The organism is Acidovorax sp. Q11 (assembly GCF_054950075.1).
This window is the reverse complement of the sequence record NZ_JBUDZG010000028.1, coordinates 17,297-38,530: the sequence shown is the minus strand read 5'-3', so window position 1 is coordinate 38,530 and position 21,234 is coordinate 17,297. Positions and strand designations below refer to the sequence as shown.

Here is a 21,234-nt window from a genome sequence, read left to right as displayed (position 1 = left end):
CTACTTCTTGCCTTTCACATGCCCCTCCAGCTCGGTGAAGCTGGGGCGGACATCGGAGAACAGCACCTTGCGGCCAAATTCGATGGCGGTGGCCGGGTTGTAGCCCTGCATGCTGGCCAGCAGGGTGGACTTGATGCACTGCAGTTCCTTGGCCGCGTCTTCGGTCTTTTGCTCGACCAGGCCCCCCAGGGGCTCCACAACGCCGTAGGCCAGCAGAATCCCGAGGAACGTACCCACCAGCGCCGAGCCGATCATGCCGCCCAGCACCGAGGGTGGCTGGCCGACCGAGCCCATGGTGTTCACCACGCCCAGCACAGCCGCCACAATGCCGAAGGCGGGCAGGGCGCCGGCCAGGCGCGCCAGTGCGGCCACGGGGGCATGGGCCTCCTGGTGGTGGGTGTCGATCTCGCTGTCCATTAGCGCCTCGATCTCGTGGGAGTTGAGGTTGCCTGACACCATCATGCGCAGGTAGTCGGTGGTGAACTCGATCACATGGTGGTCGCTGCCCACCGTGGGGTATTTTTTGAATATCTCGGACTCGTGTGGCGCCTCGACATCCTTTTCGATCGCCATCAGCCCTTCCTTGCGGGCCTTCTGCAGGATGTCGTAGAGCATGGCCATCAGCTCCATGTAGCGGTCCTTGGTGTACTTGGACCCCTTGAGCGCCATAGGCAGCGCGGCCAGGGTGGCCTTGATCACCTTGGGCTGGTTGTTCACCACAAAGGCGCCCAGGGCGCCGCCCAGGATGGTGATGATCTCGAAGGGAAGGGCCTTCAGGATCACTGTGATGTTTCCTCCGTGCACGATGTACACGCCGAAGATGCAGCCTAAACAGACGACGTAACCAATGATGACGAACATGTTTTAGACGTATTGGGCGGCTTCGCAGCGGGGGCGGTCGCGGCAGAGGTGTCAGTGCAGCAGTCGCGGGTTTACCGAAGGTTACTGCAAATGTATCGGATTGCTGAGCGCGAAATGCCACAAGAGAGCTGCCAAACCAGGGCTTCTTGGAGGAATGGTTTTGGCGCTGCACTCGCTGGGGGGAGGGCATGCCAGGTCATCAACTTCGGCATCAAATAGGCCGTCTGCGCCTGATGGAAAAGGATTTGTTGCTATCTAATATGTAGCAATCTGGTGCCTGCACGCATCGCGCACAGCGCCGCGCAGCCGGGGCGATCTCTGCATTTGGCCCGTTTTTCCGCAGCCACAGGGCCTTTTGGCGGCACGGGGCTGGACTATGCTGCGTGCATGAAAGCCGTACTGCTCGCGGGGGGGCTGGGAACCCGCATCTCGGAAGAGTCGCACCTGCGTCCCAAGCCCATGATCGAGATCGGTGGGCGGCCCATCCTTTGGCACATCATGAAGATGTACGCTGCCCATGGCGTCAACGACTTCATCATCTGCCTGGGTTACCGGGGCTACGTGATCAAAGAGTATTTCGCCAACTACTTCCTGCACATGTCGGACGTGACCTTCGACATGGCCAACAACCGCATGGAAGTGCACCACCGCCACGCCGAGCCCTGGCGCGTGACGCTGGTGGACACCGGCGAAAGCACCATGACCGGCGGGCGATTGCGACGGGTGCAGGAATACCTGCCTGCGGGCGAGCCCTTCTGCTTTACCTATGGTGATGGTGTGGCCGACCTCGACATGACCGCCCAGTTTGCCTTCCACCGCGCCCATGGCCGCCAAGCCACGGTGACGGCCGTCCAGCCCCCGGGCCGCTATGGCGCCCTGGTGCGCGATGGCGACATCGTGGCCGGGTTCGAGGAAAAACCGCGTGGCGACGGCGGTTGGATCAACGGCGGCTTTTTTGTGCTGCAGCCCGAGGTGATCGACCACATCGAAGGCGACGCCACCAGCTGGGAGCAAGAGCCCATGGCCCGCCTGGCCACCAGCGGCCAGCTGTGCGCCTTTGAACACACGGGCTTTTGGCAGCCGATGGACACGCTGCGCGAGAAGAACCTTCTCGAAGACCTGTGGCAATCGGGCCGCGCGCCCTGGAAGTGCTGGTAAACCACGATGCGCCCTGATCCCGACTTCTGGCGCGGCAAGCGCGTGTTGCTCACTGGCCACACCGGCTTCAAAGGTGCCTGGCTGGCCCTGTGGCTGCAGCGCCTGGGTGCGCAGGTGACCGGTGTGGCGCTGCCGCCCGCCACCGAGCCCAACCTGTTCACCCTGGCCCAGCTGGGGCAGGGCGGCCCGGGCATGGAGAGCCATTTTTGCGACATCCGCAGCCCCCAGGCCCTGGCCATGCGTGTGCGCGCCGCCCGGCCCGAGGTGGTGCTGCACCTGGCCGCGCAGGCGCTGGTGCGGCCCGGCTACGCGGCGCCGCTCGACACCTTTGCCACCAACGTCATGGGCACGGCACATTTGCTCGATGCCCTGCGCGGCCTGGCTGGCGTGCGCGTGGCCGTGGTGGTCACCACCGACAAGGTCTACCGCAACCGCGAGTGGGCCTACCCCTACCGCGAGGACGACCCGCTGGGCGGGCACGACCCCTACAGCGCCAGCAAGGCCGCCACCGAGCTGGTCACCGCCAGCTACCGCGATTCTTTCCTGGCCGCCCAGGGCATTGCCGTGGCCACCGCGCGAGCGGGCAACGTGATTGGCGGCGGCGACTGGGCGCAGGACCGCCTGCTGCCAGACGCCGTGCGCGCCTGGGAAAAGGGCGCCACCTTGCACATCCGCCGCCCCCAGGCCACGCGCCCCTGGCAGCATGTGCTGGAGCCGCTGGCCGCCTACCTGCGTCTGGCCCAGCGCCTGTGGGAATCGCCCGCGCTGGCCGGTGCCTACAACTTTGGCCCGCTGCCCCACGAGGCGGCCACGGTCAAAAATGTCATTGAATTGGCCTCCACCGCCTATCCAGCAAGCGTTACAAGCTATGAAAACGAGAGCGAAGGCCCGCACGAAGCCGACTGGCTCGCGCTCGAAACCGCCCATGCCCGCCAGGCGCTGGGCGTGGCCCCGCACTGGGCGCTGAACACCGCCGTGGCCCGCACCATGAACTGGTACCGCCAGCAACACGGTGGCACCGATGCCCTTGCGCTGTGCCTGGCCGACATCGACGCCTGGGAGGCGCGCCCATGAGCCGACTGGCCCTGGCGCCACTGCCGCTGGCGGGATTGTTCCGCGTGCAACGCCGGCCGCTGGTGGACGAGCGCGGCTTTTTTGCGCGCCTGTTCTGCGCCGATGAACTGGCGGGCGCAGGCTGGGCTGGCCCGATCGCCCAAGTCAACCAGAGCTATACAGCCCTCCAAGGCACCGTGCGTGGCATGCACTACCAAAAGCCGCCGCACGCCGAGATGAAACTGGTGAGCTGCCTGCGCGGTGAGGTCTGGGACGTGGCCGTGGACCTGCGCCAGGGCTCGCCCACCTTTTTGCAGTGGCATGCCGAGCATTTATCCGCAGACAACGGCAACGCACTGCTGATCCCGCCCGGTTTTGCCCATGGCTTCCAGGCGCTGACCGACCATGCCGAGCTGCTGTATTGCCACTCTGCTGCCTACACGCCCGCTGCCGAGGCGGGGCTGCACCCGCTCGACCCGCGCCTGGCCATTGCCTGGCCGCTGCCGGTGGGCCAGATGTCACCCCGCGACGCAGGCCAGCCCTGGATGACCGAAGAATTCGAAGGAGTGCGCCTGTGAAGTGCCGACACTGCGGCAGCCCGCTGCAACTCACGTTCCTGGACCTGGGCAGCGCGCCCCCGTCCAACGCCTACCTGAGCGAAGCCGCCCTGCGCGCGCCCGAGACCTGGTTCCCCCTGCGCCTGTTGGTGTGCGAGACCTGCTGGCTGGTACAGACCGAAGACCACGCCGGGCGCGAGGCGCTGTTCACCGACGACTACGCGTACTACAGCTCGTTCTCATCGTCTTGGCTGGCCCACGCCAAGGCCTATGTCGAGGCGATGCGCGAGCGCCTGGCGCTCACCGCCGCCAGCCGCGTGGTCGAGGTCGCTTCCAACGACGGCTACCTGCTGCAGTACGTGCAGGCGGCCGGCATCCCCTGCTACGGCGTGGAGCCCACGGCCAGCACCGCAGCCGCAGCACGTGCCAAGGGCATCGAGGTGGTGGATCGGTTCTTCGGCGTGGAGCTGGCCGATGAGCTGGCCGCCGCCGGCCGCCAGGCCGACCTGATCGCCGCCAACAACGTGCTGGCGCATGTGCCCGACATCAACGACTTTGTGGGCGGCTTCACGCGGCTGCTCAAGCCCCATGGCGTGGCCACCTTCGAGTTCCCGCACCTGCTGCGCATGGTGCAGGGGTGCCAGTTCGACACGGCCTACCACGAGCACTATTCCTATCTGTCGCTCACGGCGGTGCAGCGCATTTTTGCGGCCAACGGCCTGGTGGTGATCGATGTGCAGGAGCTGCCCACCCACGGCGGCAGCCTGCGGGTGTTTGCCGCCCGCGCCGATACCGTGGGCCACCCCCAGGTAGCGGCTGAAGGCACCACCCGCGTGCAGCAACTGCTGGCCACCGAGGCAGCGGCGGGCATGCTGGGTGCCGGTTTTTACAGCGATTTCCAGGCCCAGGCCATACGGGTCAAGCGAGAGCTGCTCACATTTTTGCTGCAATGCCAGGCCGACGGCATCACCGTGGGCGCCTACGGCGCGGCCGCCAAGGGCAACACCTTGCTCAACTTTGCGGGGGTGCGGCCCGATCTGCTGCCTTATGCTGTGGACAAGAACCCCGCCAAGCAGGGCCAGTACTTGCCCGGCAGCCACGTCCCGGTGGTGAGCGAGGCGCACCTGCGCGCCCACAAGCCGCAGCGCATCCTGATCCTGCCCTGGAACCTGCGCAGCGAGGTGGCCGACCAGCTGGACTACACGCGCAGCTGGGGCGCGCAGATGGTGGTGGCCGTGCCGCGCCTGGAAATTTTCTAACGGATTCATGTTTCAAGGAGCCTTCGCCATGACCAGCAATGACCCACGCGACCTGGACGGCAAACGCCTGCAGCAAGCCATGCAAACCTTGGGGCGTGACCCCGTGCTGCGCGCTCGCCTGATTGCGCTGTTGCGCGAGAGCGAGGCGCAGATCGCCTGCGAAGGCTCGGTGCGGGACGACGTGACCGGTCCTGTGATCGATGCCCTCCATCTGGACACGGACCAGTACGAAAAGGTGCTGGCCGATGGCACGCGCTTTCAGTTCCTGTACCGCACCAAGATCGCTCGCGACTTCCTGTTGTCGGAGTCGGAGCACCCTACCCATGTGTGGGAGCCGCAAACCACCAAGCTGTTGCTGGAGCTGGGCCGCGATCTGCAAGGGGATGTGCTGGTGGGCGGTGCTTACTTTGGCGATCAGGCGGTGCTGGTGGCCCGCCAGCTGGCAGGGCGGGGCCTGCGGGTGCATTGCTTCGAGCCCAACCCCCAGCAGGCGGCCATGCTGCAGCGCAATATCGATATCAACGCACTGAGCAATGTGGAGGTGAACGTGGCCGGGCTGTGGAGCCGCAGCGGCGAACGCATGCGCCTGGATGGCTTTGACTCCTTTGCCAACATGGTCACGGCTCAGGACGGCAGCGGTTTTGAGACCGTGGCGATGGATGACTATGCCCAGCGCCACGGGCGGCGCATCGGCCTGATCCAGCTGGACATCGAGGGCGCAGAGCTGGCCGCGTTGCAAGGGGCCCAGCAGGTGCTGGCGCGTGACCGGCCCCATGTGGTCTTCGAACTGCACCGCACCTATGTGGACTGGAGCAACGGACTGCGTGCGACACCCCTGTGCCGCCTGTTCCTGGACTTGGGCTACGCCGTGTATGCAGTGCGCGACATCAACTCGCACCGCGAAATGTCTGGCCAGCCGATTGAGCTGGTGCCGCTGGACTCCGTGTACCTGGAAGGCCCGCCACACGGGTTCAACATGTTGGCGGTGTCGGATGCCGCCCGTGTGCAAGGCAGTGCCTTCCGCATTGTTGAAGGGGTCAGCCCCAAGCTGTTGCCGCACAAGGCACCGCACCTGCACCACCCCGTGGGCGGCTTCTGATGGTTTCGGTGCAAGCGCCGTTGGCTGCGCAGGGTCTGCAAGACCTGCAGGGGCTGCGCTTCACGGTGGTCGGTGCCGCCGGGTTTGTGGGCGCCCGCCTGAGTGCGACCCTGCAGGCGCGGGGTGCGCAGGTGTGGGCCCCCGCCCGCCACGAGCCTTGGCCCTGGCTGGTACCACTAGGGCACGTCATTTATTGCGCGGGGCTCACGGCAGACTATTTGGCGCGTCCTTTCGATACCGTGGAGGCCCATGTCAGCCATCTGGCCCAGGTGTTGGGGTACGGGCTGGAACAGGGGGCGTTGGAGTCTCTGGTCTACCTGTCGTCCACCCGGCTGTATGACGGGCAGGGAGAGGGGTTAGCGAACGAGGCCGCCGTGCTACCCCTGGACCCTGCCAGCCCCCGCCACCTGTATGACTTTTCCAAGGGCCTGGGCGAATCCCTGTGCCATGTGGCGGGCCAGGGGCGTGCCCGGGTGGCGCGCCTGGCCTGCGTGTATGAAGGGCCCCTGGATGCCGATGGTTTCCTGCCCGCGCTGCTGCGGCAGGTGCTGGTTGCCCGGAGCGCCGGTGTGGCGCGGGTGGAAGTGTCGTCCTCCCCCCACTTCGCCCGCGACTACGTGCACCTGGATGACGTGGTCGAGGCCCTCATCCGCATTGCCGTATCCGGCCGACAACCTGTCTATAACGTGGCCTCTGGCGTCAATGTGTCCAATGCCAGCCTGTTCGAATACCTGGCGCGCCGCTGGGGCTGTGAGGTGCTGCCCCTTCTGCAGACCGTGCCTGGCCCTGTGCCGCTGGTGGACATCGAGCGTCTGCGCACCGAGCTGCACTGGCGGCCTCGGTCTCTTTTTGATGTACTGGATGATGTCCTTGCAGCTTGCCAAGGAGACCGCACATGTTGAAGCCCCTGCACTTGTCTCGCACCGAGCTGGCCGCTTATGTGGCCCGCCAATTGGCCACCTTCTACCCCGACGGGCTCGATACCGATGCCCCGGCCGTGCTGGCTGCGCATCTGGATGCGGCACTGGTGCGGTTGGGCCGCTGCATCAACGAAGTGCGGTGGTGGACGCCGGACCAGTTCGACCATCTGCATTCCACCCAATACACGCTGTTTCTCTATTACCTGTCCAACACTGTCTGGAAAGCGACGGGCAACCGTACGCTCTGCGCCAAGCTGTTCGGGCTGAACAAGGCGCTCAACGGGATTGACCTGTTCTACGAGATCGACATGCCCGAGGTCATGTTCATTGGCCACTCCGTGGGTATCGTTTTTGCTAAGGCGACTTACGGCAACTACTTGGTGGTCTACCAGAACTCCACGGTGGGGAAGAACCACGGCGCGGCGCCCGTGCTGGGGGAGGGCGTGGTCATGTACACCGGTACCGCCATCATCGGCGGGTGCAAGGTGGGTGATGGCACCGTGCTCTCCCAGGGCACGAGTCTGGTCAATACGGATTCACCAGGCCATTGCACGGTGTTCCCAGGGGCCGGCGGACAAGTGGTTTTCAAGCCGACGCGGCGCGATGCGCTGCAGGACATTTTCCGCCGCTAGACCCGGAGGCCTGCGCGGCGGGCCCGCTACGCCTGGTTCTTCATGGCTTCGGTGGCATAGCGCAGGTAGGTCACGGCAAACTCGGTGTGGCCATGTGCGTGCTCGACCTCAGCCAGGCAGGCGAGTGCGACGGGATCATGGGGAACCGCACTTAGCACGATTTCGGCCAGCTCTGTCACTGCGATCCAGCGTTGGCTTTCCATCTTCGTGGCGGCAGATTCAGGCTCCGCCCGCACCGGAGGAGGTGCTTCCCTGGCTTTGTTCACCAGCGCCTGAAGTCGGTCATGGGCCTCGGACAGGGGGACCCGATGACCAGGGCGCAATCCCACGCCCGGTGCGGGAGGACGGGTCCATTCCTCAGGAAGCCCTGGCAGCCAGGCTTCGATGGCCTGCGCCTGGGCTTCGGCATTGTCTGGGTGGGTGGTCTGTGCCAGCCATTGCAGCCACATCACGCGCAGGCCTTCGCCAAAATGGTGGTTGAAGATATCTTCGCGCATCAGCACCGACGCCTCCACCTCTGGGCGCAGGCTCTGCCGCAATGCATCGAGAGCCTGGGGATCGGAGGCCAGCGCGCATGCGATACGGAGATAGTCTTCAGGGGTTTCAGCAAGCCATTCAGTGCGGCCCAGGTAGCTCAGCAGGCCCATGCCCATGCGGCCCTTGAAGCTGTCGCCCATCATCGACACGATGGGCACTCCCATCCACAACACGTCGAACGTGGTGGTGCCGCCGGCCAGCGGAAACGGGTCGAGTGCGATGTCTATGCGGTGGTAGGTAAGGTACTGGTTGTCGTAGCGCAGGGGCTCCAGGTCCAGTTGGGCGGGGTCCAGGCCCAGGCCGCCGCAGCGTTCGCGGTAAGCCTCGGCAAAGTCGGGGCGCTCCAGATTTTTGCCCTCGATCAGCAAGCGGGAGCCTGGAACGGACGCGAGGATTTTGCCCCACAAGGTCAGAACCTCGTCGGTGAGTTTGCCCAGGTTGTTGCACGAGCCAAAGGTGATAAACCCGTTTTCCAGCGCGGGTGTCGGGCGGACCCGGTAGCGTGGCTGATAGCGCCACAGCGGATTGCGGCTCATGGGACGGTAGCTTGCAAACAGCGTGGGCAACCTGTAGAGCCGTTCCGTGTACTGCGCCTGGGCGTCCGGAGGGTCCGTGACCTCGTCCGTGAACTTGTAGTCCACCGCCGTGAGTCCGGTGGTCGCTGGAAACCCGAGCCATGACACCTGGATGGGCGCTGCCTTATGGGCCATGGCCAGCAGGCCGTTGTTGCCGGTGTGGCCAGCCAGCTCCACCAGGATATCGATCCCGTGTGCGCGCATGGCCTCGGCCTGCTGCTCGGGGGTGAAACCTGCCAAGTGCACAAAGCGGTCGGCATGGCGCTCGACGCGTTCTGTGACATGGTCGCCACGTGCGAAAAGGAAGAAGGCAAAGACTTCGAACTGCCGCCGGTCAAGCTGGGCGAGCAAGCCTTCCACAAAGTACATCACGGAGTGCACCCGGAAGTCCGGCGAGAGGAAGCCGATCTTCAAGCGCCGCCAGGGCGCACCGCGATGGGATTCAAAGCTGGGCCATTGTGGCTTCAGGGGGGGCTCGAACACCGCGCCGAACTCCCGGGCTGCCGTGGCCAACTGGTCGGCCGTGACGGCCGGGTCTGCCAGCATGAAAAGCAGCTTGTTGGTGTAGTTGCCCGGATCTCTGGGGCTGAGCGCGATGGCCCTCTCGCAGTCCTGCACGGCCTCGCGCACCTGTCCCAGCTCCCGGCGGTGAATGGCGCTTTGCATCAGTGCACCGACTGTCAGGGGCATGGAGTCGGCCAGCTCGATAGCCTTTTGACTGGCCTCGAATCCTTTGCTATGCAGGCCAATCAAATAGCAGCATTCGGCCAGCTTGATCCAGGCCACCGCTTGCTGGGGGCGCAGCTCACAGACCTTTTCGAGATGTGGGAGCGCATCGTAATTGCGTGCCTGCTCAATCAGGGTGTTGGCGTAGTTGATCAGCAGTTCGGCATCGCCCGGCCAGTACGCATAGGCCTGCTTGTAGGCCTTGAGGGCCGCCTCGAATTCGCGCTGTTTCTGGAGCGAGAAGCCCAGCAGGCGGTGGGCAGTCAGGTGGCGACCGTTCTTGCGCAGAATCTGGCGGCACAAGCGGGTTAGCGAGGGCCAGTCGGCAGCTGCGAGCGCCGCGTGGAGGCGGGGATCTTCCTGGGCGGTGTTTTTGGATTGCACGTGGCGGCCAATCTACTGGTGGGGGTGCAGGGGCGTTGTGCAGTGTGCCATGTACTAAGGGGCCCAATGGGCCCCTTTTGTTTGTTGCACTGCACAGCGTGGCTGGGCTCCATTACTTGAGCAGCGACAGCACGCCTTGCGGGATCTGGTTGGCTTGGGCCACCATCGCCGTGCCGGCCTGCTGCAGGATCTGGGCGCGTGAAAGGTTGGCGGTCTCTGCCGCGAAGTCAGCGTCCTGGATGCGCGAGCGCGATGCAGACAGGTTCTCCGACGTAATCTGCAGGCTGGAAATGCTGGTCTCAAACCGCGACTGCATGGCGCCCAGTTTGGCACGCTCGCCGCTGATGAAGGCCAGTGCCGAGTCCACGGTCTTCAGGGCGTCGGTGGCATTGGTGAACGTGGTCACGTCCAGGTTGGCCACGGTGTGCAGCGTTGATCCGCCGTTATCCAGTTGGTTGCTGGCGGAGGTCACTGCGAAGGACTTTTCGGAGTCCAGCGTGATGTAGCCGCCTGTGGCGATGTTTTCTGCCGTGGAGTCCGCTGCCAGTGTCTGCGCAGTGCCATTGCTGGCACCTGCGGCGTCGTAGCCCGTCACGGTCACGGCGGCTGCGTTGGCGTTCACGGTGTCGCCGATCACGATGTTGTTGCCGGTGGCGTTGGTCAGGATGATCTGTGTGCCGTCGGAGCTGAGTGAGGCATTGATTCCGGTCTTGGCCGACTGCTCATTGATGGCCGAGACGGCAGGGGAGAGTCGGTCTGTACCGGTAGCAGAGGTCAGTGTGAACGAAATGGTGCGGGGCGAGCCCACGTTGTCGCCTTCCAGCGTCAGCGAATAGGAACCCGCCGAGGCCAAGCCGCCCAGGCGCACCTCGGTGCGGGCCGTGGCAGTCACGCCGGTGGTTGACTGCAGGGCGTTGACTTGGTCGGCGGTGGCCTTGGCGGTGGCGTTGGCGGCCACCGTCATGGTGCCGGTGCCCAGGTAGCCGCTGATCGAGACTGCGCCCGAGGTCACGCCGTTGGTCGCGGCCGTGGTACCCGTAACCGCAGCGGCTGCGCCGATGCCCGAGCCGTTGGACGCAATGTTCTGGTTGTTGCCATAGACATTGGTGCGCAGGTTGGCGGTGGCCGCCACGATGGTCTGGTTGGCGTTGGCACCCACCTGGAACTGTTGCGTACCAAACGTGCCGTCCAGCAGTTTTTGGCCGTTGAACTCGGTGGTTTGCGAAATCCGGTCAAGTTCTGCCACCAACTGGCCGACTTCCTGCTGCAGGGCCTGGCGGTCGCCAGCGCTGTTGGAGGCGTTGGCCGACTGCACTGCCAGTTCACGCACCCGTTGCAGGATGTTCCCCGCCGACCCCATTGCACCTTCCGCCACCTGTGCCAGGGAAATCCCGTCGTTCGCATTGCGAACAGCCTGGTTCAGGCCCCGGATCTGGCTGGTAAAGCGCTCGGAGATTGCCAGGCCCGCAGCATCATCCTTGGCGCTGTTGATGCGCAGGCCCGATGACAGTCGCTGGATGGCTGTGTTGAGCGACATCTGGCTGGTGCCCAGGTTGCGCTGCGCAGTCAGCGAGCTGATGTTGGTGTTGATGGTTGCTGCCATGGCGAAACTCCTTAACGTCGCTAGACGGATCTGTTTGCCGGTTCAAGCGCACCCGTCCGGCTGTCAATGGGGGAACGATGGGTGAATTGTGGAGATGCCGTTTTTTGGCGTTGGGCAGATAAGCGGCCAAAAAGTCGCACAACTTGTGCGTTTGCCCCTCAAGTTTTCCGGCGGCCACCCGAAAACACTTTCAACGGACCATGAGTGGCCCGCCGTTCACCAGACGCCCCAGGCGCTGGGAACCCAGGAGGCCAGCACGGTGCTGGCGCCCCGGCTGGCGGCAACGCCATATTCAGTCAGTTCTTTTCTGGAGATTTGCAATGGCTTCCACCATCAATACCAATGTGGCTTCGCTCACCGCACAGCGTAATCTGGGCATGAGCCAGACCTCGCTGAACACGTCCATCCAGCGCCTGTCGTCCGGCCTGCGCATCAACAGCGCCAAAGACGATGCCGCCGGCTTGGCCATTTCCGAGCGTTTCACCAGCCAGATCCGCGGCCTGAACCAGGCGGTGCGTAATGCCAATGACGGTATCTCCCTGGCGCAGACCGCTGAAGGCGCACTGAAGGCCTCTGGCGACATCCTGCAGCGTGTGCGTGAATTGGCTGTGCAGTCGGCCAACGCGTCCAACAGCGCGGGTGACCGCCAAGCCCTGCAACAGGAAGTGGGCCAACTGGTGTCCGAACTCGACCGCATCTCGCAAACCACGGAATTCAACGGCTCCAAGCTGCTGGACGGCACCTTTGGTACGCAGCAGTTCCAGGTGGGCGCCAACGCCAACCAGACCATTGTGGCGGCCACCGCCAACCTGCGCACCAGTGTGTACGGTAACAACCAGAACGTTGCGTCCAATGGTTCGGGCATCGGCGCAGCCGCTCCGGTGACGGGTACCACGGCCGCGACCAACGGCGTGACCTCGGGCGCAGTCTCGATCAGCGGTTACCTGGGCACTGGCACGCTGTCGGTGACGGCGAACGCCACCGCCAAGGCTACGGCGGACTCCATCAACGCCATCAAGGCCAACACTGGTGTGACCGCCACAGCCCGCACTGAAGTGCGCCTTGGTGGTATGGCTTCGGCGGGCTCCTACTCGCTGACGCTGGAAGGCGACAACGTCGGCGCAGCCCGTACCGTGTCCTTCACACTGACATCGGCGACGGGTACCGATCGCCTGTCGGCTGCGGTGTCTGCTATCAACGACCAGTCTGCGAAAACGGGTATCAATGCTTCGCTCAGCTCCGACGGCACGCAGATCATCCTGACCAATGCCACCGGCAACGACATCTTGGTTGGCGACACGACCAATGCCAACGCCGCTGCCGTGACCGTGACAGGCTACGATGCTGCAGGCGCTAGCAATGGCACGGCCCGTACGCTAGCTGCGGATACCACGGCGGAAAATGTGAGCACTGGCGGCTATATCACGCTGGACTCTGAAAAGTCTTTCGCAGTGACCTCCGCCAGCAACCAGCTGGACAGCGGCGGCTCTGCCCTGCAAACGGTGGCCAACCTGGACGTGACCACGTTCAGCAACGCGACCAACGCGCTCAAGACTGTGGATTCGGCCCTGGCCTTCATCAACGGTGAGCGTGCCAAACTGGGTGCTCTGCAATCGCGTTTTGAAACGTCGATCAGCAACCTGCAAGTGACGTCGGAAAACCTGTCCTCCTCGCGTTCGCGTATCCTGGACGCCGACTTCGCTGCAGAAACCGCCAACCTGTCGCGCTCGCAGATCCTGCAACAGGCCGGCACGGCGATGGTGGCCCAGGCCAACCAGCTGCCACAAGGTGTGTTGGCCCTGCTGCGTTAATCAGCGGCAGGCAAGGCAGTCAGGGCGTTGCAGCGCCCTGAAGTGGCCCAGGCGGCGGCAGATTTCTGTCGCCGCCCTTTGGCCTTTTGGAGCAGCGGGTGCCAGGACCGCTGGATAAGACGGGTTTCCTGGCGTGTTTACGGACGTTTGTTGTCGCCGTTCGGCGCCATAATTTCCGTTGAACCAGTTCAGGAGGTTGGTATGGCCACGATTTCATCCGTAGGTGTCGGCACGAATGGGCTGAATGTCAAAGACATCATTTCCAAGTTGGTCGAACTGGAAAAGAAGCCTCTGGGTACGCTGAAGCTGCAGGCGGCGACAGTCAACACAAAAATTTCTGCCTTTGGTCAGATCAAATCGCTGGTGTCCGCACTGCAGGATTCGGCGAGCAAGCTCACCAGCGTAACGGGGTGGAATGGCGTCGCCACTACCTCTTCGGATCCCAAATACGTTTCTGCCACAGCTGTAGGCGGCACCCTGCCCACCACTTTCAGCGTCGAGGTGCAAAGCCTCGCTAAGGCCCAGGCCACGGCGTCGGCGGCTCTTTTGCCTGTGGGCGGGGCGCTAGGTGCGGGCACGCTGCGTCTGGAGCTGGGCAAGTGGAGCGTGGCGCCTTCGTCTTTCACCCCTGGCGCTGGTCAGCCGGTCGATGTTGCCATCAGCGCAAGCGACAAACTCACGGATGTGGCTAGCAAGATCAATGGCGCCAATGCGGGTGTGACCGCGTCGATTCTGTCAGATGCTTCCGGTGAACGTTTGTTGTTGCGCAGCAAGAGCACAGGTGATGAGTTCGGTTTTCGGCTGAGCGTGATGGAGGGCGGGGATACTGACCCTCGGAGTGCTGGTAATACTGATGCATCAGGCTTGTCGCGCTTGGTCAATGGCGCCACGGTCACGCAGCCGGCGGCCAATGCCAAGGCCACGGTCAACGGGATTGCCGTGTCTTCGGCCACCAACACGTTTGCTTCCACGATCTCGGGTGTGACCTTCAAGGCTGAACAAGTCACCACGGCGCCGATTGAAATCACGGTAGGCAAGGATGACTCTGCCATCAAATCCAATATCGACGGGTTCGTGAAGGCCTACAACACCATCAACGATCTGCTGCAGGAGGCGACCAAGTACGATGCGAAGACCAATTCGGCCGGTCTTCTGCAGGGGGATTCGACCACTGTGGCTCTGCAGAACTCGCTGCGCAACGCGATCCAGTCGATCTCGACCGGCGGCGGGGGCTTTCAGCGCCTGGCAGATGTCGGCATCACGCAGCAGCTGGGTGGAAATCTGGCCGTGGATAGCGCCAAGCTGAACAAGGCCCTTTCGGAGAAACCCGAGGATGTGAAAAATCTGTTCCGCAACACTGGTGGTGGATCGGCCGATGGCATTGCTGTGCAGCTGAAGGCGTTGACCACCAATTTGCTGGCCAACGATGGTTTCTTCAAGTCTAAGGATGACTCCCTGAAGCTGAACCTTAAGCGCAACGCTCAGGACCAAACCCGCGTGAACGAGAAGGTCGATGCCTTTGAAAAAAGGATCACGCAGCGCTATAACTCGCTAGACACTCAGTTGAGTAGCCTGAACGGCCTGAACGCCTATATCTCGCAGCAGGTGACGAACTGGAACAAGTCGAGCCGCTAACTCGGGACTTCAGTTTTTCTGGCGCTCGCCGATAACTTAAGTAATACATCGGAAGGATTGTCAGCATGTTCAGCGCCTACAGCCCCCGTGCAGCCAACGCTTACCAGCGCATCAATGTAGAGACCAGCATGCACACGATCGACCAGCATCAGCTGGTCAGCCTGTTGTATGAAGGCGTTCTGAATTCCATCGCCACGGCGCGTGGCGCCATGGCGCGGGGTGACGTGCTGGGCAAGGTCAACGCCATCGCTAAGGCGGTGCGCATTCTCGAAGAAGGCCTGAGCACGTCGCTCGACAAGGTGGACGGCGGTGAGCTGGCCGAAAACCTGGGTGCGCTGTATGACTACTGCATGCACCGCCTGATCCTGGCCAACGCCCGCAACGACGACGCGATGATGCAGGAGGTCATGCGCCTGATCGAGCCCGTGGCCCAGGGCTGGAACGACATCAAGAAATCCGGCGCTGCAGCGGCTTCTGTCGACGCGCCCGCCGCCACTGGCCAGCCCGTGCTGGTGGAGGCATAAACCATGTCCCACATGCTGATTGACTATTACAAGGCGATTGAAGACAGCAGCGCCAAGATGCTGGAGGCTGCCCGGCTCAAGGACTGGGACGGCGTGGTGCGCTACGAGGGTGCCTGTGCCGTGCTGATCGAGCAGCTGCGTTTCAAGTCGCAGGAGCACGAGCTGCTGCCCGAGCACCGCCGCGAAAAGACCCGCATCATGCAGCGCATCCTGCGCAACGATGCCCAGATCCGCTGCCTGGCCGAACCCTGGCTGGCGCAGTTCGAACACCTGTTCGAAGGGCAGCCGCAGATGATGCACTGAGGCGCGCAACAAGCCTCAAGACAAAGCCGACCCTGTAAGGTCGGCTTTTTTGTGGAAAAAATGTGCTTCTCCGCGCTCCTAATAAGCGCTTTTTGCTATCAAATCGGGAGTATTGCGCAGACGCAGGCGCAGGCGCTAGATGCGGGCGCTTACCAGTGCCAGGGCAGCCGAGTAAGGGCCGCCCCGCAGCGAGGGCTGCGTCCCCCTGCCCGCAGCGCGCAGCGTTGCGAGAGCGGGGGGAAGGCGCGCAGCGCCTCAGGGGGGTGACACTGCCTATACCTGCATGTTCATGATGTCGGTATAGGCCTGCACCATGCGATTGCGCACGTGCAGCGTGGCCTGAAAGCCGATCTGGGCCTTCTGGATCGCCACCATGGTTTCTTCCAGGCTGACCGAGGGGTTTTCCAGCTGAACCTCTCTTTGCAGTTCGGACGACCGGTTCTGCGCCGCACTCACCGACTGCAGGGCGCCTTTGAGGGCGCCCGAAAATCCTACTTCGTTACCGGTTTCCTGGGGCGCTGCGGCACGGCGCGCCACGCCTGCGCCCGTCAGGGGGGCGGTAGAGCTTGAGATGCGAAGGTCCATGGCGGTATCCGTAGGGAATGGCGGTATGCTGCGTATCCTAGCCACCGCCCTGGCGCCCATCCCCCTGAAATGATGGTCAAACGGGCGGCTTATCCAGCGAACATGGTGGAGGCGTGACCGAATAATCGACACCACGCCAGGTCTGTTGCCGGACCTGCTTTACTGGAAAAGCAAGATGTCTGCTGTTGCTGAAGTCCCTCTCAATCCGCTCCCGCCGCCCGCCAGCCCCAGCTGGCTGCAGCGGCTGTCCGCCCTCGACCGGGCGCAGCGCATGCGGCTCGGGGTGGGCGTGGCGCTGCTGGTGGCCGCTGCCGTGGCGGCCATTGTCATGGGGCGCCAGCCAGACTACCGGGTGCTGTTTGCCAATCTGAACGACAAGGACGGCGGCGCCATCGTGGCTCAGTTGTCGCAGATGAACGTGCCCTACAAGCATGCCGAAGGCGGCGGCGCCATCCTGATTCCGGCAGACCGCGTGCACGACGTGCGCCTGCGCCTGGCCACCCAGGGCCTGCCCAAGGGCTCGGTGGCCGGTTTCGAATTGATGGAGTCCAGCAAGTTCGGGATGACGCAGTTCCAGGAGCGGCTCAACTTCCAGCGTGGCCTGGAGGGCGAGCTGACCCGCTCCATCCAGGCGCTGTCGTCGGTGCAGGGTGCGCGCGTGCACCTGGCGCTTCCCAACCAGAACGGGTTCTTCCGCGAGCAGCAAAAGCCCTCGGCCTCGGTGCTGGTGAGTCTGCATCCCGGCCGCATCCTGGACCGCGCCCAGCTGGCGGGCATCGTGCACCTGGTGGCGTCCAGCGTGCCCGAGCTGTCTCCCTCTGCCGTGAGCGTGCTGGACGACACGGGCAAGCTGCTGTCGCAGACGACCGACAGCACCGCCGGTGCCGAGGTGAATGCCCAGCAACTGCTGTATGTGCAGCAGATCGAGCAGCAGTACACCCGCCGCATCATGGACATCCTGGAGCCTGTGGTGGGCCGCGACAACGTCAAGGCCCAGGTCACGGCCGAGGTGGATTTCACGCAGACGGAATCCACGTCCGAGCAGTTCCGCCCCAACCAGACGCCTGACTCCAGCGCGGTGCGCAGCCAGCAGGTGCTCGAAAGCCGGGGTAGCTCCAGCAAAACCGCAACAGGCGTGCCCGGCGCCGTGGCCAACCAGCCGCCTGCGCCGTCGGCCGCCCCCATCAATGGCGCCAACCCCGCACCCAATGCCGGTGGCCAGCAGGGCACCGAGGAGCAGACGAACAAGCGCGAGTCCACCACCAACTACGAAGTGGACAAGACCGTGCGTGTAACGCGGGGCAGCACCGGTGCCGTCAAGCGCCTGAGCGCGGCCGTGGTGGTGAACTACCAGTCTGGCGAAGACAAGGGCAAGCCCATCACCAAGGCGCTCACGCCCGAGCAGATCGAGCAGATGACGGCACTGGTGCGCGAGACCATTGGCTTCAACAAGGACCGCGGTGACTCGGTCAACCTCATGAACACGCCGTTCCAGGTGACGGCAGCGCCATCGACCGACGTTCCGCTGTGGAAGCAGCCCGAAGTGATCGACCTGGCCAAGACCTTTGCTTGGCCGGTGGGGGCGGTGCTGTTTGCTGCGCTGGTGCTGCTGGGCCTGGTGCGGCCCGCCCTCAAGGCACCCGCACCGGCCAAGGCCAGCGCCGCACCGGTGCCCGGTGGCCAGCTCGATGCCCTGGAGGCCGACACGCCCGAGCGCCCCGCGCTGCCTGCGCCGTCCAAGAAGGACGAAGCGTTGCCCGCGACGCCCGAGCAGCTGCGCCTGGAAGACGCCCGCGTGCTCGCCAAGGAGAACCCGGTTGCCGTGGCGAACATTCTCAAGACCTGGCTGAACGGCGACACCGCCGCCTAGCCACCGATTGCACGGACCCCCACCATGGACGACCAAGGCCTTCACGATGCCGCCATCATGCTGATGTCCCTCGGCGAAGAGGAGGCGGCCGAAGTTTTCAAGCATTTCTCGCCCAAGGAGGTGCAGAAGCTGGGCGAAACCATCGCACGCATGCGCTCGGTGTCGCGCGAGAAGGTGGACGAGGTCATCAACAAGTTCTCGAACGCGGCAGCGGCCCAAAGCCTGCTGGTGTCCGACACGGGCAACTATGTGCGTGCCGTGCTCAAGCGCGCGCTGGGCGATGACAAGGCCGGGCTGCTGATCGACCGTATTTTGCAGGGCGGCGATGTCTCCGGCATCGAAAGCCTCAAGTGGATGGACCCGCTGTCGGTGGCCGAACTGCTGCGCAACGAACACCCGCAGATCGTGGCGGCGATCCTGGTGCACCTGGACAGCGACCAGGCCTCGGGCATCCTGATGCACCTGACGGACCGCCAGCGCAGCGAAATCCTGCTGCGGGTGGCCACACTCGAAGGCATTCAGCCCACGGCGCTCAAGGACCTCAACGAGGTGCTCTTCAAGGTGCTGGCGGGCGGCGACAAGATCCGCAAGAGTTCACTCGGAGGCGTCAAGGCCGCTGCAGAAATCATCAACCTGCTGGGCGGCAACATGGACGCTGTGGTGCTCGAATCCATCCGGGGCTACGACCCGGACCTGGCCCAGAAGATCATGGACAAGATGTTCGTGTTCGAGGACGTGCTCAAGCTCGACAACGCCGCCATCCAGTCCGTGCTCAAGGAAGTGGCGTCCGAGACCCTCATCGTGGCGCTCAAGGGCGCTGTGCCCGAGTTGCGTGAGAAATTCCTGTCCAACATGTCCTCGCGCGCTGCCGAGGCGCTGCGCGAAGACCTCGAATCCCGTGGCCCGATGCGGCTGTCCGAAGTGGAAGCGCAGCAGAAGGAAATTCTCAAGACGATCCGGCGCCTGTCCGATGAAGGCCAGATCGTGATCGGAGGCGGTGGTGATGATGCCTTCGTCTAACAACCAGCGGTCGTACTCGCGCTTCATCCCCAGCGAGGAAGTGGGCGACTTCAAGCAGTGGAAGTTCAGTGCGGTAGATGGCTCGGACCTGGTCGAGCCCACGCCGGAGCCGGTGGCGGAGATCCCTGTCGAGGTCGATGAAGCCGAGCTGCAGGCGCAACAGGCGCTGCTGCAGCAGCAGGCCTGCGACGACGCCTATGCCGAGGGCTTTGCCCAAGGGCAGGCGCAGACCGCCCTGGAGTGGCAGCGCCGCATGGACGACTACATTGCCCAGCAGGGGCAAGACGCTGCGCAGCGCCTGCAAGCGGTGCTACAGACGCTGGACGCAAGCCTGATCGACATGCAGCAGCAGATGGCCCAGCAGCTGCTGGAGCTGGCGTGTGACATCGCCCGCCAGGTGGTGCGCCATGAGCTGTCGGTCAACCCCAATGCTTTGCAGCCCGTAGTGCGTGAGGCCGTGGGCATGCTGGTGAGTGAGGGGCGGCCCGCCACGGTGCGCCTGAATCCGATCGACATGGAAGCGATGGCGCAGCCCCTGCGCGAGGAACTGGATGGACCCGGCGTGCAGTGGATGGCGGACGCCGCTGTACCTGCGGGCGGTTGCCTGGTGGAGTCTGCTGGAACGGTGGTGGACGGCAGCCTGGACAAACGCTGGCAGCGCGCCATTGCGGCCCTGGGCCTGCAGTCGCCCTTGAGCGAAGGAGAGGGCGATGAGCGTTGAGGCGCCCTCTGCCTGGACGCGCTTCATGGACGACGCGCGTGAGCGCGTGGCCGAAGGGGTGCCGCTGGAAACCAGAGGCACGCTGACCCGGCTGACGGGCCTGGTGCTGGAGGCCGTGGGCATCAAGGTGCCGGTGGGCTCGCAGTGCATGGTGCAGATGCCAGGCCGTGAACCCGTGTTGGCCGAGGTGGTGGGCTTTTCTGCCGACCGTGCGTTTTTGATGCCTGCGGGCGACATCCATGGCTTGTCGAGTGGCGCCCGGGTGTTCCCTGCCGCGCCTTACATCCCTATCCCCCGCCTGGGTGAGCCGCCAAGGCCCGTGCAGCGTGCGGGCTTACTGCGCCTGCCCATGGGCGACGGGCTGCTGGGGCGTGTGGTGGATGCCCAGGGCCTGCCGCTGGACCATGGTGGCCCGGTGCAAGACGTGGTGGCCGAGCCCATGGGCCGTCGGCAGATCAATGCCATGGACCGGGATCCGGTTCGCGAGCCGCTCGACACGGGGGTACGTGCCATCAACGCCCTGTTGACTGTGGGGCGTGGCCAGCGCCTGGGCCTGTTTGCGGGCTCGGGGGTGGGCAAAAGCGTGCTGCTGGGCATGATGGCCCGCTACACCCAGGCCGACGTGATCGTGGTCGGCCTCATTGGCGAGCGGGGCCGCGAGGTCAAGGAGTTTGTGGAAGACATCCTGGGCGCAGAGGGCCGAGCGCGCTCCGTGGTGGTGGCGGCACCGGCCGATGCGCCGCCGCTGTTGCGCATGCAAGGCGCTGCGTACGCCACGGCGGTGGCTGAGCATTTCCGCGACAAGGGGCAGCATGTGCTGCTGCTCATGGATTCGCTCACCCGCTATGCCATGGCCCAGCGCGAGATCGCCCTGGCCATTGGCGAGCCGCCCGCCACCAAGGGCTATCCGCCCTCGTGTTTTGCCAAGCTGCCCGCCTTGGTGGAGCGCAGCGGCAATGGCCTGCATGGCGTGGGCTCCATTACCGCGTTCTACACGGTGCTGTCCGAGGGGGATGACCAGCAGGACCCGATTGCCGACGCCGCGCGTGCCATTCTGGACGGGCATATCGTGCTGTCGCGGGCGCTGGCCGAAACGGGGCATTTCCCGGCCATCGACATCGAACAGTCGGCCTCGCGGGTGATGCACAACGTGGTGTCGCGCGGGCATTTTGATCTGGCGCGCAACTTCCGTGCCGTGTACTCGCGCTACCAGAAGAGCCGCGACCTGGTGCAGGTGGGCGCGTACATGAGCGGCTCGGACCCCGCGCTCGACGAGGCGATCCGCCTGCAGCCGCAGATGGCGGGTTTTCTGCAGCAGGACATGTTCGAGGCCGCCTCCATGGACCAGAGCGTGGCCGCCATGGCCTCGGTGCTGGACCGTTGATACCTGCCGGTAGTCCA

The 21,234-nt window shown here is 64.3% G+C and carries 19 protein-coding genes; 15 read left to right on the top strand and 4 right to left on the bottom strand.

Going from position 1 to position 21,234, the window contains the following annotated elements; genetic code table 11:
• Positions 1 to 861: a flagellar motor stator protein MotA gene (gene motA, locus ACYZGB_RS18360; RefSeq protein ID WP_462390315.1), complete on the bottom strand. Its 861-nt coding sequence runs from the start codon at positions 859 to 861 to the stop codon at positions 1 to 3.
• A gap of 387 nt (positions 862 to 1,248) precedes the next feature.
• On the opposite strand from motA, the gene rfbF reads away from it, so the two are divergent.
• The 7 genes from rfbF to ACYZGB_RS18325 are packed head-to-tail and all read left to right on the top strand — an operon-like array spanning position 1,249 to position 7,539.
• Positions 1,249 to 2,019 (top strand): glucose-1-phosphate cytidylyltransferase, encoded by a 771-nt coding sequence (rfbF, locus tag ACYZGB_RS18355; protein ID WP_462390314.1) that lies wholly within the window; start codon positions 1,249 to 1,251, stop codon positions 2,017 to 2,019.
• Positions 2,020 to 2,025: 6 nt separating this feature from the next.
• Entirely contained in the window at positions 2,026 to 3,093 is a 1,068-nt protein-coding gene (gene rfbG, locus ACYZGB_RS18350) for a CDP-glucose 4,6-dehydratase (protein WP_462390313.1), read from the top strand.
• On the top strand, positions 3,090 to 3,650 hold the full coding sequence (locus ACYZGB_RS18345; protein ID WP_462390312.1) for a dTDP-4-dehydrorhamnose 3,5-epimerase family protein: 561 nt from the start codon (positions 3,090 to 3,092) through the stop codon (positions 3,648 to 3,650). Before rfbG ends, ACYZGB_RS18345 begins: the two co-directional genes overlap by 4 nt.
• The gene (locus ACYZGB_RS18340) at positions 3,647 to 4,888 is read left to right on the top strand and encodes a class I SAM-dependent methyltransferase (protein WP_462390311.1); all 1,242 of its coding nucleotides are present in this window, start codon (positions 3,647 to 3,649) and stop codon (positions 4,886 to 4,888) included. The genes ACYZGB_RS18345 and ACYZGB_RS18340 overlap by 4 nt, the downstream gene beginning before the upstream one ends.
• A 28-nt stretch (positions 4,889 to 4,916) precedes the next feature.
• Complete coding sequence (locus ACYZGB_RS18335; RefSeq protein ID WP_462390310.1) at positions 4,917 to 5,987, top strand: FkbM family methyltransferase; 1,071 nt, start codon at positions 4,917 to 4,919, stop codon at positions 5,985 to 5,987.
• Positions 5,987 to 6,889, top strand: a complete 903-nt coding sequence (locus ACYZGB_RS18330) for an NAD-dependent epimerase/dehydratase family protein (RefSeq protein ID WP_462390309.1) — start codon at positions 5,987 to 5,989, stop codon at positions 6,887 to 6,889. The genes ACYZGB_RS18335 and ACYZGB_RS18330 overlap by 1 nt, the downstream gene beginning before the upstream one ends.
• Entirely contained in the window at positions 6,883 to 7,539 is a 657-nt protein-coding gene (locus ACYZGB_RS18325) for an LbetaH domain-containing protein (protein WP_462390308.1), read from the top strand. The genes ACYZGB_RS18330 and ACYZGB_RS18325 overlap by 7 nt, the downstream gene beginning before the upstream one ends.
• A gap of 26 nt (positions 7,540 to 7,565) precedes the next feature.
• Here ACYZGB_RS18325 and ACYZGB_RS18320 read toward each other — a convergent pair whose 3' ends face one another.
• Both ACYZGB_RS18320 and ACYZGB_RS18315 read right to left on the bottom strand, forming a co-directional pair.
• Positions 7,566 to 9,761 (bottom strand): O-linked N-acetylglucosamine transferase, SPINDLY family protein, encoded by a 2,196-nt coding sequence (locus ACYZGB_RS18320; protein ID WP_462390307.1) that lies wholly within the window; start codon positions 9,759 to 9,761, stop codon positions 7,566 to 7,568.
• A gap of 112 nt (positions 9,762 to 9,873) precedes the next feature.
• Positions 9,874 to 11,364 carry a flagellin N-terminal helical domain-containing protein gene (locus ACYZGB_RS18315; protein ID WP_462390306.1) on the bottom strand — a complete coding sequence of 497 codons (1,491 nt, stop codon included), beginning with the start codon at positions 11,362 to 11,364 and terminating at the stop codon, positions 9,874 to 9,876.
• 320 nt (positions 11,365 to 11,684) lie between these two features.
• Between ACYZGB_RS18315 and ACYZGB_RS18310 the strand changes: the two genes are divergently transcribed.
• The 4 genes from ACYZGB_RS18310 to ACYZGB_RS18295 all read left to right on the top strand — a co-directional run bounded on the left by ACYZGB_RS18310 (position 11,685) and on the right by ACYZGB_RS18295 (position 15,637).
• On the top strand, positions 11,685 to 13,175 hold the full coding sequence (locus ACYZGB_RS18310; protein ID WP_462390305.1) for a flagellin N-terminal helical domain-containing protein: 1,491 nt from the start codon (positions 11,685 to 11,687) through the stop codon (positions 13,173 to 13,175).
• A gap of 201 nt (positions 13,176 to 13,376) precedes the next feature.
• Positions 13,377 to 14,810 (top strand): flagellar filament capping protein FliD, encoded by a 1,434-nt coding sequence (fliD, locus tag ACYZGB_RS18305; protein ID WP_462390304.1) that lies wholly within the window; start codon positions 13,377 to 13,379, stop codon positions 14,808 to 14,810.
• Positions 14,811 to 14,875: 65 nt separating this feature from the next.
• Positions 14,876 to 15,334 (top strand): flagellar export chaperone FliS, encoded by a 459-nt coding sequence (gene fliS, locus ACYZGB_RS18300; RefSeq protein WP_462390303.1) that lies wholly within the window; start codon positions 14,876 to 14,878, stop codon positions 15,332 to 15,334.
• A 3-nt stretch (positions 15,335 to 15,337) separates the two neighbouring features.
• Positions 15,338 to 15,637 (top strand): flagellar protein FliT, encoded by a 300-nt coding sequence (locus ACYZGB_RS18295; protein ID WP_063461658.1) that lies wholly within the window; start codon positions 15,338 to 15,340, stop codon positions 15,635 to 15,637.
• Between the two features lie 273 nt (positions 15,638 to 15,910).
• Here ACYZGB_RS18295 and fliE read toward each other — a convergent pair whose 3' ends face one another.
• A complete protein-coding gene (fliE, locus tag ACYZGB_RS18290; RefSeq protein WP_137747670.1) occupies positions 15,911 to 16,222 on the bottom strand; it encodes a flagellar hook-basal body complex protein FliE in 312 nt (103 codons plus the stop codon).
• 175 nt (positions 16,223 to 16,397) lie between these two features.
• Here fliE and fliF point away from each other — a divergent pair, with 175 nt between their 5' ends.
• From fliF to fliI, 4 genes are read left to right on the top strand one after another with little or no spacing between them, the layout of a single operon-like run.
• Entirely contained in the window at positions 16,398 to 18,092 is a 1,695-nt protein-coding gene (gene fliF / locus ACYZGB_RS18285; RefSeq protein WP_462390302.1) for a flagellar basal-body MS-ring/collar protein FliF, read from the top strand.
• Between the two features lie 24 nt (positions 18,093 to 18,116).
• The gene (gene fliG, locus ACYZGB_RS18280) at positions 18,117 to 19,112 is read left to right on the top strand and encodes a flagellar motor switch protein FliG (RefSeq protein ID WP_094290251.1); all 996 of its coding nucleotides are present in this window, start codon (positions 18,117 to 18,119) and stop codon (positions 19,110 to 19,112) included.
• Complete coding sequence (locus ACYZGB_RS18275; RefSeq protein WP_462390301.1) at positions 19,096 to 19,833, top strand: FliH/SctL family protein; 738 nt, start codon at positions 19,096 to 19,098, stop codon at positions 19,831 to 19,833. Before fliG ends, ACYZGB_RS18275 begins: the two co-directional genes overlap by 17 nt.
• A complete protein-coding gene (gene fliI, locus ACYZGB_RS18270) occupies positions 19,823 to 21,217 on the top strand; it encodes a flagellar protein export ATPase FliI (RefSeq protein WP_462390300.1) in 1,395 nt (464 codons plus the stop codon). Before ACYZGB_RS18275 ends, fliI begins: the two co-directional genes overlap by 11 nt.
• The last annotated feature ends 17 nt before the right edge of the window (positions 21,218 to 21,234 follow it).

Excerpts from the sequence above, each read along its gene's own strand:
- rfbF (WP_462390314.1), top strand. The coding sequence starts at position 1,249 with ATGAAAGCCGTACTGCTCGCGGGGGGGCTGGGAACCCGCATCTCGGAA.
- ACYZGB_RS18295 (WP_063461658.1), top strand. The coding sequence starts at position 15,338 with ATGTCCCACATGCTGATTGACTATTACAAGGCGATTGAAGACAGCAGC.
- ACYZGB_RS18315 (WP_462390306.1), bottom strand. The coding sequence starts at position 11,364 with ATGGCAGCAACCATCAACACCAACATCAGCTCGCTGACTGCGCAGCGC.
- ACYZGB_RS18330 (WP_462390309.1), top strand. The coding sequence starts at position 5,987 with ATGGTTTCGGTGCAAGCGCCGTTGGCTGCGCAGGGTCTGCAAGACCTG.
- fliI (WP_462390300.1), top strand. The coding sequence starts at position 19,823 with ATGAGCGTTGAGGCGCCCTCTGCCTGGACGCGCTTCATGGACGACGCG.
- fliG (WP_094290251.1), top strand. The coding sequence starts at position 18,117 with ATGGACGACCAAGGCCTTCACGATGCCGCCATCATGCTGATGTCCCTC.
- fliE (WP_137747670.1), bottom strand. The coding sequence starts at position 16,222 with ATGGACCTTCGCATCTCAAGCTCTACCGCCCCCCTGACGGGCGCAGGC.
- ACYZGB_RS18275 (WP_462390301.1), top strand. The coding sequence starts at position 19,096 with ATGATGCCTTCGTCTAACAACCAGCGGTCGTACTCGCGCTTCATCCCC.
- ACYZGB_RS18310 (WP_462390305.1), top strand. The coding sequence starts at position 11,685 with ATGGCTTCCACCATCAATACCAATGTGGCTTCGCTCACCGCACAGCGT.
- fliD (WP_462390304.1), top strand. The coding sequence starts at position 13,377 with ATGGCCACGATTTCATCCGTAGGTGTCGGCACGAATGGGCTGAATGTC.
- fliS (WP_462390303.1), top strand. The coding sequence starts at position 14,876 with ATGTTCAGCGCCTACAGCCCCCGTGCAGCCAACGCTTACCAGCGCATC.
- motA (WP_462390315.1), bottom strand. The coding sequence starts at position 861 with ATGTTCGTCATCATTGGTTACGTCGTCTGTTTAGGCTGCATCTTCGGC.
- ACYZGB_RS18325 (WP_462390308.1), top strand. The coding sequence starts at position 6,883 with ATGTTGAAGCCCCTGCACTTGTCTCGCACCGAGCTGGCCGCTTATGTG.
- ACYZGB_RS18335 (WP_462390310.1), top strand. The coding sequence starts at position 4,917 with ATGACCAGCAATGACCCACGCGACCTGGACGGCAAACGCCTGCAGCAA.
- ACYZGB_RS18345 (WP_462390312.1), top strand. The coding sequence starts at position 3,090 with ATGAGCCGACTGGCCCTGGCGCCACTGCCGCTGGCGGGATTGTTCCGC.
- fliF (WP_462390302.1), top strand. The coding sequence starts at position 16,398 with ATGTCTGCTGTTGCTGAAGTCCCTCTCAATCCGCTCCCGCCGCCCGCC.
- rfbG (WP_462390313.1), top strand. The coding sequence starts at position 2,026 with ATGCGCCCTGATCCCGACTTCTGGCGCGGCAAGCGCGTGTTGCTCACT.